Origin of the sequence: Kitasatospora sp. NPDC057738 (genome assembly GCF_042798815.1) — a bacterium.
GTDB classification, from domain to species: domain Bacteria; phylum Actinomycetota; class Actinomycetes; order Streptomycetales; family Streptomycetaceae; genus Kitasatospora; species Kitasatospora lactacystinica.
In genome coordinates this window covers 62,089-71,118 of record NZ_JBHVJT010000049.1, presented here as the reverse complement: position 1 = coordinate 71,118, position 9,030 = coordinate 62,089, and the positions used below count along the sequence as shown (strand labels likewise).

Sequence of the window (9,030 nt, the reverse complement as noted above, 5' to 3'; positions counted from 1 at the left end):
GCCGGCGGCCGGGCGCGCCCTGTTCGGGCTGCGGCGGCGGGCCGACCCGGGCGGCGCGCTGCTGGGGCGTCGGGTAGCGGCGGCCGAGGCCGGCGGCCGCGTGCGCCGTACCGGTCTGCGCGTCGGCGGGCAGCACCGGCAGCACGGTGGCCGGGTCCAGCCGCAGGGCGGGCAGTCCGCCCCGGTCCAGCGCGGCCAGCAGCGCCGCGCGGTGGCCGGCGGGCAGCAGCCGGGCCAGCGGCTCGGGCACCGGCCGACCGGCCGGGGTGAGCGCCGCGGTCAGGGTGTGGAAGCCGCCCCGGGCGCCGGGCGCGGCGGCGAAGGGGAGCAGCCGCTCGCCGAGCGCGAGCCGCGGCCCGGTGGAGCGCAGCGGGCGGGCGTCGGCGGCCAGCGCCAGCAGTCCGCCGGCCGGGCCGGGCAGCGGGTAGGCCCACCAGAGCACGTCGCGCTGGTGCTCCTCGCGGTCGGTGACGGTCAGCCGGCCGGCCCAGGGGCGGCCGTCGGCGGTCCGCTCGGTGAGGGTGTCGAACGCGTCGCAGGGGCGGCGGACGGAGCAGCGTTCGCGCGCCCGGGGTTCCAGGGCGGGCAGCAGGCCGGAGGCCGGGCGGTCGTGGGCGACCTCGGCGCGGTGGCCGAAGAGTTCTTCGGCGGCCCGGCCCCACTGGGCGATCCGGCCGGACCGGTCGACCAGGACGGGGACGAGCCGGACCAGGGCGGCCACACCCGTCGGGTGGTCGCCCGGCGCGGTTCCGTCGCCCGCCGGCCGCGGTGTGGAGTTGGACTCGGCCACCATGGATTCGCTCTGCTCCCGCCTGGCCGCCGCGCCCGGGGGCGGCCGTCGCTCCGGAGGAAGGCACGCTGTGCGGATACCAGCGAAGCACGGACCGGGCCGGGCTCGACACCGAAACGGGGAGATTCCTCAGGATCGGTTGCGTGTCGTGTGCCGCACGCCGGTTCGTGCCCCCGGTTCACCCGGACGGGGCCCGCGACCACGGCGGTAGGGTGGCAGGCCGGACCGCCCGTACGGGTGGTCCGCAGGACGCAGCCGGCCGGACGAGACAGAGGCGACAAGTGAGCGCGCAGAGCCCCGCCCGCTGGACGGACCCGGAGCAGCAGGCACTGGAGGAGCGGGTCGCCGCCGCCGAGCTCGCCTGGCTCAGCATGGACGTGGACGTCCAGACGCTGCGGGTCGAGATCGACAACTTCGCGCTGATCCACCACCAGCTGCTCGGCCCGCTGTACGCCCGGCTGGACGAACTGGACGCGCTGGTCGCCGAGGCCGTCGCGGCCCGCACCGGCCGGCCGGAGGACCTGCGCCGGGCCGCCGAGGCACGGCAGCAGGTCGAGGACCTGCCGGACCTGGACGCGCTCTTCGACTCGGTGCGCGAGCAGGCCGGCCAGGACGGGGAGGCGGCCCCGCCGCCCGCCGCACCCGAGCGGGTGCGGCCCGGCAAGGACGCCCAGCGGATCTACCGCGAGCTGGTCCGCCGCGCCCACCCCGACCTGACCACCGACCCGGCCGAGCAGCAGCGCCGGGCCGCCTTCCTGGCCCGGGTCAACGAGGCCTACGCGTACGGGGACGCGACCGCCCTGGGGGCCCTGGCCGCCGAGTGGTCCACCGCGCCGCAGGCCGCGCCCGCCGTCGACGCGCCCGACCGCGCGGACTGGCTGCGCCGCCGGCTGGACTGGCTGACCGCCAAGATCACCGAGACCGCCACCGAGCAGGTCCGGCTGGAGCAGACCCCGATGGGCCAGCTGCTCGCCCTGGCCCCGCAGGACCCGGACCGGCTGCTGGAACAGCTCGCCGAGGAACTGCTGGCCAAGGCCGCCGAGCGCCGGGCCGAGCTGGAACGGCTGCTCGGCGGCCCGGCCCCGGCGGACGGCCCGGCCTCCGGCGGCCGGGGCACGGCGCCGGTGGGCGACAATGACACGCATCCCCGCGAATCCCAGGAGAGCCACACGATGTTCCCGCAGATCCCCTCCGCCGACGCCGCCGCCGTGCCCGCCGACGCCGCCCTGCTGGACGTGCGCGAGCAGGACGAGTGGGACGCCGGCCACGTCGACGGCGCCCTGCACATCCCGATCGGCGAGGTGATCGCCCGCCTCGGCGAGCTGCCGGAGGAGAAGCTGTACGTGCTCTGCCGGGTCGGCGGCCGCTCCGCGCAGGTCGTCCAGTACCTGGTCCAGCAGGGCCGGGACGCGGTGAACGTGGACGGCGGGATGCACGCCTGGCAGGGTGCGGGCCGTCCGATGGTGAGCAGCACCGGCCAGGAGGCCTTCGTCCTCTGACGGCCCGGCACCCGCCGCCCGTGCCGTGCGGCAGGATGGGCGCGCGCGAGCGCGCCGGCACCGGGCCGGTGGCGCCCGCCGACCGGTCGGGGGAGGCCATGACCGAGACGACGGACCGGCCGGCTGCCGGGAGGACCTGGTCCAGGCCCGCGCAGCTGGTCCTCGGCTTCGCCGGGTCGGTGCTGGCCGGCGGCACCGGGCTGTTCCTCGCCGCGGTGTTCCTGCACGTCGCGCCCGCCAACTCGGTGTCCCGGCAGTACCGGGACGAACTCGACGGCGTGGTGTACCCGGAGTTCGAGCAGAACTGGAAGCTGTTCGCGCCCAACCCGCTCCAGCAGAACGTGAGCGTGGACGCCCGGATCCGCACCGCCGCGCCCGACGGGTCCACCCGCACCCACGACTGGATCGGGCTGACCGCCCAGGACGTCGCCGCGATACGGGGCAACCCGGCGCCCAGCCACGTCGAGCAGAACCTGCTGCGCCGGGCCTGGGACTTCTACGACGGCTCGCACAACCCGCAGGACGAGACCCCGGCCTCCCCGCGCGGCAGGCTCGCCGAGCAGTACCTCAAGCGGATCGCCCTGCAGCGGATCGGCCGGGAGGCGGACGGCGGGCGGGTCGTGGAGATCCAGTTCCGGTCGACCGCGGCCACCGTCCCGCCGCCGTCCTGGAGCGGCGAGCCCGCGCCGGCGGCGCCCCGGGTGCGGGAGCTGCCGTGGTGGCCGGTGACGGACGAGGACTACCGGGGGCTGCTCGGATGAACGAGGCGACGGTGCGGACCGCGGCACCCGACGGGGCGGCACCGGGCGGGGCGGGGCCGGACGGCGGGGTGCCCCGGCAGACCGGGGCCGCGCGGCCGGTGGAGTCCGGGGCGGCGGGGGCGGCACGCGGGCCGCGGGCCCCGCTCGGCCGGGCCGCCGAGGCGTTCACCGGACGGGTGCTCGGCCGCCACCAGGCGGCGGTGGTGCGGATCGGCTTCGGACTGGTCTGGCTGGCCTACCTGCTGCGCGAGTGGCCGCACCGGCGGGTGCTGTACGGCGACCTCTCCCCCTGGTCGGCGGAGCTGGCCGAACGGCTGCTGGCCGACAACGGGGCGTTCACCGTGCTGCCCTGGTTCGGCGGCCGGCTCTGGTCCGAGCTGGTCTACCACCTGGCCGTGCTGGCCGCCCTGGCCGTACTGCTGGGCTGGCGGACCAGGGCGAGCACGGTGCTGTTCCTGGTCACCGTGCTGTCCCTGCAGAACCGCGACGTCTTCCTCGGCGACGGCGGCGACAACGTCGTCCACCTGATGGCGGTCTACCTGGTCTTCACCCGCTGCGCCGAGGTCTGGTCGCTGGACGCCCGGCGCCGAGGACCCGGGCGGACCAGAGTGGTGCTCTGGGCGGTGCTCGGAGCCGTCCTGGCGGCCTGTCAGTTCGGCGGCTTCGCCGGGGACACCCTGACCTGGACCGACCGGGCCTTCCCGTACCTCGGCTGGTCCCCGTTGTTCTGGGCGATCTGGACGGCGGCCGGGCTCTGGTGGACGCTCGGCCGGCTGCGGCCGGACGGCGAGCCGCGGGCGGTCCTCGACGCGCTGGCGAACATGGTGCACAACTGCGCGATGCTGGTGATCGCCGTCGAAGTGGTGCTGATCTACGCCACGGCCGGCTGGTACAAGGTGCAGGGCTCACGCTGGCAGGACGGCACCGCGCTGTACTACCCGCTGCACCTGGACTACTTCACGCCCTGGCCGGGACTGTCCGCGCTGGTCGGCTCGGCGCTGCTGCCGGTCTTCCTGATCTCCTACGGCACCGTGATCCTCCAGGTGGCGTTCCCGTTCACGCTGCTCAACCGGCGGGTCAAGAACGGCCTGCTGGCCGTCATGATGCTGGAGCACGCGGGGATCGCGGTCGTGCTCGGGCTGCCGGTCTTCTCGCTCGCGATGATCGCGGCGGACGCGGTGTTCCTGCCGACCGGGGCACTGCTGTGGGCGGCGGCGCGGCTGAGCCGGATCCGGCGGAGGTATCCGGCCTAGGATGTCGCTATGTCCTGGTTCGCCGCACTTCGTGACACCGCGCGGACCGGACTCACCCTGGACCGGGCGCTCACCGACCCCAAGCGGGCGGTGCGCGGGGCCGTCGCGGTGGCGCTGGTGCTCTTCCCCACCCTCGCGCTCGGCGGGGTCGCGCTCGCCACCTCGGCCGCGATGGGCGCGTTCATCGCCGGCTCGGCCACCTTCCAGCGCAGCTTCCGGCCCCGGGCCAGCCTCGCCGTCGCCGCCGGGGCCGGACTCGGCATCAGCACCTTCCTCGGCTACCTGGCCGCCGGCGTCCCCGGGCTCTTCCCGGTGCTGCTCGCGGTGTGGGCCTTCGGCGCCGGACTGGCCTGGGCGATCGGGCCCACCGCCGGAGTGGTCGCCACCAACACCGTCTCGGTGATGCTGATCGTCGTGCAACTCCCGGTCAGCACGGTCACCGCGCTCGGCCACGGGCTCGTCGCCGCCCTGGGCGGAGTCGCCCAGGCCACCGTCATCACCGTCTGGCCGATCGGCAGCTGGACCGCCCAACGGGAGGCCCTCGCCGACACCTACGCCGAACTCGCCGACTACGCCCGCCGGTTGCGACAGGACCCGACCGCGCACGTCGACCCCGAGCCGTTCATGACGGCCCGCCACGCCGCCGCCCTCACCCCCTGGCAGGACCGCCACCGGCCGCCCGAGCTGCGCGGACTGCGCGGCATCGCCGAGCGCATCCGGCCCACCCTCGCCGCACTCGCCGACCCCAAGGTCGGCGCCCCCGAAGAAGGACCGGGCCGGGACCGGGCCCGGGAAGTGCTGGCCGCCGCCGCCGAGGTCATGGACGCCCTCGCCCGGGCGATCCGCACCGGCGACCCCGTCCGGCTCCCCCGCTCCGCGCCCTCGCTCACCCTGGTCGGCTCCGACGACGGGCCGCGGCTCCAGGGCGCGGCCCGGCGCTCCGCCCGGCGGCTCGGCGGGCTGCTGCGGAAGGCCGCGGACACCCTAGACCGCAACGACGAGGACACCATCACCACCCCCGTCGTCGGGGCCGGCGGGGCGCTGCGCAAGCCCACCATCGCCCGGATGCTGCCGGTCGCGGCACGGGCCGTGCGGCGGCAGCTGCACCCGCGCTCGGCGATCTTCCAGCACGCCGTCCGGCTCGCCGGCGTGGTCACCGTCGCCTACCTGCTGGCCCGGCTCGCCGGATTCCACCACGGGTACTGGGCGCCGATGACCGCCGCGATGGTGATGCGGCCGGACTTCGCCCAGACCTACAGCAGGGGCGTCGCCCGGCTGGCCGGAACAGTGGTCGGAGTCGCCGTCTCGACGCTCGTGGTGCAACTCGCCCACCCCGGGCAATGGGTGCTGGCCGCGCTGGCGGTGATCTGCATCGGCGGTTCGTACCTGGCGTTCCGCACCGGGTACGCGCTCACCACGGTCGGGATCTCCACGTACGTGGTGTTCCTGCTCGGACTGCAGGAGGGCAACCCGCTGGTGACGGCCTTCGAACGGGTCGGGCTCACCCTGCTCGGCGGATCGATCGCACTCGTCACGTACGCGCTCTTCCCGACCTGGCAGACCGCCCGGCTCGGCGAACGGCTCGCCGAATGGCTGGCGGCCGCCGGACGGTACGCGGCGGCGGTGATCGCCTGCTACGAGGAGCCGGCGGCGCCGCGCGGACGGGTGGTGCGCAGCGCGCTGCTGGACTCCCGGGAGGCGCGCTCCGAACTGTTCCAGGCGATGCAGCGGGCCGACGCCGAACCCGGGCGGCACGAATCCGGGCTGGCCGGGGTGAGCCGGCGCCAGATCGACCGGGCCCGGGCGGCGGTCGGGGCCCTCGGGCGGGCGGCGGTGCTGCTGGAGGCCCACCTGCCGGCGGGGGACGCGGAGCCGGTGCCGGGGGCGGGGGCGTACGCGGAGGAGCTGCGGCTGGCGACGGCGCTCGCGGCGGGGGCGATGCTGACGGGGCGGACGGTGGAGTTCGGGGCGGTGCGGGACGCCCAGGTGTGGTTGGAGGAGGGGCTGGCGGGGGCGCCGGCGGGGGTGCAGCGGGATGTGGTGAGGGCGGGGACGCGGTTGGTGGGGCAGGCTCTGCGGGATTTGGAGCGGGCCTTGCGGGGGTCTTCTGTGGGGGAGGGCTCTCGGGAGGGTGGTCTTCGGGAGGGGGGCTCTCGGGAGGGTGGGGGGCCGGGGGCGGCTCCGGGGGTGGGTGCTCCGGGGGCTGGGTGATTTTCAGACTGCCCACTCCGAGGGGTGGGGCGTGGAGACCGTTGGCAGTCTGAAAATCACCCGTCACGCCCCTCTCCGCACCCACCCCCTGCGCCGCCCCCTTCCGCAGCGCGTCGCTCTCGCGGGGGAGGGAGGGGCCCGATCGCGGTGTGGGGGTGCTCCTCTCGGTGGGGGTGGGGGGACACCTTTCGCGGTGGGGGGTGGGGGTGCTCCTCTCGGTGGGGTGGGGTGTTGGGGTCAGGCGGCGTGGGCGGCTTGGAGCCAGTTGGTGAACTCGCAGGCGAAGTGCCACTGGTGGCCGGTGGGGAGGAGGTCGGGGGCGGCTTCCGGGAACTGGACGGTGAGGCGGATGCGCAGGCCGTCGGGGGTGTCGGCGAATTCGTGGAGGACGTGGAGGACCTCGGTGCCGTCGGCGAGGGTGCCGGTGCCGCCGATGCGGACCGGGAAGGTGTCGTCGCCGGGGAGGTCGTGGTGGAAGTGGAGGAAGAAGCGGGCCGGGCCGGTGCCGATGGTTTCGATGATCTCGACCTGCTCGCCGGTGGAGTCGGCGAGGTAGTGCTCGGGGTTGGCGGCGAGCAGGGCGGCACGGTCGCCGTCCTGCAGGCGGGCCTGCCACCAGGTGAGGAAGGCGTCGGCGTCGATGCCGGTGGCGGTGAGTTCGGTGACGGCGGTGCGCCGGCGGCCGGCGGAGGCCCGGGCCCAGCCGGCCAGGGCGGTGTCGGCGGCGGTGGTGTCGGGGGTGAGCAGTTCGCGCGTCCGGTCGTCGCCGAGGCGCTGCTTGAGCAGGCGCAGGGCGGCGCGGGCGCGGTCGAGTTCCCAGGCGAGGACGGCCTCCCGGGGGTGGGGGGTGCCGTCGATCTCGGTGCGGATGGTGAGGCCGGGCTGCATGGCGTCGCTCCTTGAAGAGGGCGAGAAGGCGGAGGAATTTTCTCCGCTTCTGGTGACGCTAGCATAGGGGGAGAGATTTTCTCCGGTTAGGGAGTTGTGGATGAGGGCCGACGCGGAGCGCAGCCGGCGCAGGATCCTGGACGCCGCCTGCGAGGTGTTCCTGGAGCGGGGCCCGGACGCCCCGTTGGACGCGGTGGTGCGGCGGGCCGGGGTCGGCCCGGGCACGCTCTACCGGCGGTTCCCCGACCGGGAGGCGCTGGTCCGCGAGCTGGTCACCGACCTGCTGGCCCGGCTCACCGAGGCCGCCGAGCAGGCGCGGGCGGCCGAGCCGGATCCGTACCTGGCGCTGCGCCGCTTCGTGCACGCCGCCGCCGATCTGCGGATGGGGGCGGCGATCGTGGTGCTGTTGGAGCACCTGGTGGTGGACGAGGAGCTGGTGGCGGTTCGCCGGGGCACCGTCGTGGCGGTCGAGGGGCTGCTGCGGGCCGCGCGGGAGGCCGGGCGGCTGCGCCCCGACGTGGGGATGGGGGACCTGGTGCTGCTCTGCGTCCGGGTGTCCCGTCCGCTGCCGGGGGCGCTGGCGGCGCTGGACGCGGACGGCTCCCTGGTCCACCGGCACCTGGACCTCGCGCTGGCCGGGTTGGCCGGCGAACCGGACGGACCGCCGGGGCGGGCGTTGGGCTTCGACGAGGTGATCGCCGCGGCCGGGCGGCCCGGTGAGCCGGTTCCGGGGCGGGTGACAGAGTGACCGCCATGGACGAGGACGAGCTGGTGCGGGCCTGGCGGGCGGGCGAGCGGGAGCCGGGGACGGTGCTGCTGGACGGGTTCCACGCGCTGAAGCACGCGCTGCGGTTCGGCGGCGAGGTGCGGCGGGTGCTGACCGCCGACCGGGCGGCTCTGCTGCTGTTGGCGGGTGAGCTGGCGCCGGATGTGGTGCCGGCATTGGAGGGGCTCGCGGTGGAGGTGCCGGAGGCCGTGCTGCGGGGGCTGGTGCCGCGGTTGCACCCGACGGGGGTGGCCGCTTCGGCGGTGCGGCCCGGTGCGCGGGCGAACCGGGCGGTGCTGGCCCGTCGGCCGCGGGCGGCGCCGGTGGTGGTGCTGGAGAATCCGCGCAACCTGGGGAACGTCGGGGCGGTGATCCGGCTGGCGGCGGGGTTCGGTGCCACCGGGGTGGTGACCACCGGGGACCTGGATCCGTGGCACCCGAACGTGCTGCGGGGCAGCGCGGGACTGCACTTCGCGACCGCGGTCGAGCGCCTGGATCCGGAGCAACTGCCGGACGGGCCCCTGTACGTGCTGGATCCGGAGGGGGCGGACATCCGGGACGTGCCGTTCCCCGACGAGGCGCTGCTGGTCTTCGGCACCGAGCGGCACGGCGTGTCGGAGGAGCTCAAGGCGCGCGCCGACCACCTGGTGGCGGTGCCGATGCAGCCGGGGGTGTCCAGCTTCAACCTGGCGACCAGCGTCGGGATGGGCCTCTTCCACTGGATGTCGGGGCGGCGCTGAGGCGCGGTGCCCGGGTGGGCACCGCGCCCCGGGTGGGCCACCCGGGGGAGAAGACGAGCCAAGTGTCCGGGCCCAGAGTGCCCTCAGGCCCACCACCACCCCCACCCCCGGCCTTCTGAGAA

The 9,030-nt window shown here is 75.8% G+C and carries 7 protein-coding genes and 1 pseudogene; 6 read left to right on the top strand and 2 right to left on the bottom strand.

Going from position 1 to position 9,030, the window contains the following annotated elements; all coding sequences use genetic code 11:
* A pseudogene (locus tag ACFVGO_RS25300) lies at positions 1 to 793 on the bottom strand (hypothetical protein); the annotation flags it as partial.
* A gap of 278 nt (positions 794 to 1,071) precedes the next feature.
* Here ACFVGO_RS25300 and ACFVGO_RS25295 point away from each other — a divergent pair.
* The 4 genes from ACFVGO_RS25295 to ACFVGO_RS25280 all read left to right on the top strand — a co-directional run bounded on the left by ACFVGO_RS25295 (position 1,072) and on the right by ACFVGO_RS25280 (position 6,514).
* Positions 1,072 to 2,289, top strand: a complete 1,218-nt coding sequence (locus ACFVGO_RS25295; protein WP_380359154.1) for a rhodanese-like domain-containing protein — start codon at positions 1,072 to 1,074, stop codon at positions 2,287 to 2,289.
* 98 nt (positions 2,290 to 2,387) lie between these two features.
* Positions 2,388 to 3,050, top strand: a complete 663-nt coding sequence (locus tag ACFVGO_RS25290) for a DUF5819 family protein (RefSeq protein WP_359912184.1) — start codon at positions 2,388 to 2,390, stop codon at positions 3,048 to 3,050.
* The gene (locus ACFVGO_RS25285; RefSeq protein ID WP_380634194.1) at positions 3,047 to 4,303 is read left to right on the top strand and encodes an HTTM domain-containing protein; all 1,257 of its coding nucleotides are present in this window, start codon (positions 3,047 to 3,049) and stop codon (positions 4,301 to 4,303) included. The genes ACFVGO_RS25290 and ACFVGO_RS25285 overlap by 4 nt, the downstream gene beginning before the upstream one ends.
* 9 nt (positions 4,304 to 4,312) lie before the next feature.
* A complete protein-coding gene (locus tag ACFVGO_RS25280) occupies positions 4,313 to 6,514 on the top strand; it encodes an FUSC family protein (RefSeq protein ID WP_359912179.1) in 2,202 nt (733 codons plus the stop codon).
* Between the two features lie 237 nt (positions 6,515 to 6,751).
* Here ACFVGO_RS25280 and ACFVGO_RS25275 read toward each other — a convergent pair whose 3' ends face one another.
* A complete protein-coding gene (locus tag ACFVGO_RS25275) occupies positions 6,752 to 7,402 on the bottom strand; it encodes a hypothetical protein (protein WP_359905242.1) in 651 nt (216 codons plus the stop codon).
* A 100-nt stretch (positions 7,403 to 7,502) separates the two neighbouring features.
* On the opposite strand from ACFVGO_RS25275, the gene ACFVGO_RS25270 reads away from it, so the two are divergent.
* On the top strand, positions 7,503 to 8,150 hold the full coding sequence (locus ACFVGO_RS25270) for a TetR/AcrR family transcriptional regulator (protein ID WP_380634190.1): 648 nt from the start codon (positions 7,503 to 7,505) through the stop codon (positions 8,148 to 8,150).
* A 5-nt stretch (positions 8,151 to 8,155) separates the two neighbouring features.
* A complete protein-coding gene (locus tag ACFVGO_RS25265; RefSeq protein WP_380634188.1) occupies positions 8,156 to 8,908 on the top strand; it encodes a TrmH family RNA methyltransferase in 753 nt (250 codons plus the stop codon).
* Positions 8,909 to 9,030: the final 122 nt, after the last annotated feature.

Excerpts from the sequence above, each read along its gene's own strand:
- ACFVGO_RS25290 (WP_359912184.1), top strand. The coding sequence starts at position 2,388 with ATGACCGAGACGACGGACCGGCCGGCTGCCGGGAGGACCTGGTCCAGG.
- ACFVGO_RS25285 (WP_380634194.1), top strand. The coding sequence starts at position 3,047 with ATGAACGAGGCGACGGTGCGGACCGCGGCACCCGACGGGGCGGCACCG.
- ACFVGO_RS25280 (WP_359912179.1), top strand. The coding sequence starts at position 4,313 with ATGTCCTGGTTCGCCGCACTTCGTGACACCGCGCGGACCGGACTCACC.
- ACFVGO_RS25275 (WP_359905242.1), bottom strand. The coding sequence starts at position 7,402 with ATGCAGCCCGGCCTCACCATCCGCACCGAGATCGACGGCACCCCCCAC.
- ACFVGO_RS25270 (WP_380634190.1), top strand. The coding sequence starts at position 7,503 with ATGAGGGCCGACGCGGAGCGCAGCCGGCGCAGGATCCTGGACGCCGCC.
- ACFVGO_RS25265 (WP_380634188.1), top strand. The coding sequence starts at position 8,156 with ATGGACGAGGACGAGCTGGTGCGGGCCTGGCGGGCGGGCGAGCGGGAG.